We start from the raw sequence: 1,351 nt of genomic DNA on the forward strand, positions 1-1,351 counted from the left end.
GCTGCTGGTTGGTCATTGGGATACGTGGAGGCCAAACCCGACTTATTAAGGAACTATCATGTCCCAAGTCAACATGCGCGATATGCTGAAGGCCGGTGTGCACTTCGGTCACCAGACCCGTTACTGGAACCCGAAAATGGGTAAATACATTTTCGGCGCGCGTAACAAGATCCACATCATCAACCTTGAAAAAACCCTGCCAATGTTCAACGAAGCTCTGACTTTCGTAGAGCGTCTGGCCCAGGGCAAAAACAAGATTCTGTTCGTCGGCACCAAGCGTTCCGCTGGCAAGATCGTTGCTGAAGAAGCAGCACGTTGCGGTTCGCCGTACGTCGATCACCGCTGGTTGGGCGGCATGCTGACCAACTTCAAGACCATCCGTGCTTCCATCAAGCGTCTGCGTGACCTTGAAGTACAAGCCGAAGACGGTACTTTCGCCAAGCTGACCAAGAAAGAAGCGCTGATGCGCACTCGCGATCTTGAGAAGCTGGATCGTTCCCTGGGTGGTATCAAGGACATGGGCGGTCTGCCAGACGCTCTGTTCGTTATCGACGTTGATCACGAGCGCATCGCGATCACCGAAGCCAACAAGCTGGGCATCCCGGTCATCGGCGTTGTCGATACCAACAGCAGCCCGGAAGGCGTTGACTACATCATCCCAGGCAACGATGACGCAATCCGCGCTATCCAGCTGTACATGGGTTCGATGGCTGACGCTGTTATCCGTGGTCGCAACAATGTTAATGGCGGCACCGAAGTCTTCGCTGAAGAAGCTCCGGCAGCAGCCGCTGAGTAATCGACGCCCCTGGCGTTGACTCAGTAAGCAAAAAGGGGGCTTGGCCCCCTTTTTGCCACCTCGAAAACCATTTGTCGGCGGCGCAGCTACAGCATTTGTAACGTGCAGCAGCTTACAAGGGTGGTTCGGGAAGAATTTAACGCCCGTTCGATCGGGTGGAATGGTTGATAACCTATCCAAGAGGAATTTTGAAATGGCAGAGATTACTGCAGCGTTGGTCAAAGAACTGCGCGAGCGTACTGGCGAAGGCATGATGGACTGCAAAAAGGCCTTGACCAAGGCTGGCGGCGACATCGAAAAAGCCATTGATGACATGCGTGCTTCGGGCGCCATCAAGGCTGCGAAAAAAGCTGGCAACGTTGCCGCTGAAGGCGCAATCGCCATCAAATCGAATGACAAGGCAGCCGTGCTGCTGGAAGTCAACTCGCAGACCGACTTCCTGGCCCTGCAAGACGACTTCAAGAACTTCGTTGCTGCCAGCGTCGAAAAAGCCTTCGCCGAAAAACTGACCGACGCAGCTCCGCTGATCGCCGCTCAGGAATCGGCTCGTGAAGC

At 54.6% G+C, this 1,351-nt stretch carries 2 protein-coding genes; both read left to right on the top strand.

Annotation, left to right across the window (positions count from 1 at the left end):
* Positions 1–58 precede the first annotated feature (58 nt).
* Positions 59–796 carry a 30S ribosomal protein S2 gene (gene rpsB / locus D8U18_RS03875; protein ID WP_003184919.1) on the top strand — a complete coding sequence of 246 codons (738 nt, stop codon included), beginning with the start codon at positions 59–61 and terminating at the stop codon, positions 794–796.
* Between the two features lie 193 nt (positions 797–989).
* Positions 990–1,351: translation elongation factor Ts (tsf, locus tag D8U18_RS03880; protein WP_131107056.1), on the top strand; the 362-nt coding region annotated here is incomplete at its 3' end.

It is taken from the genome of Pseudomonas sp. Sample_10 (genome assembly GCF_004321495.1).
Lineage (GTDB): Bacteria > Pseudomonadota > Gammaproteobacteria > Pseudomonadales > Pseudomonadaceae > Aquipseudomonas.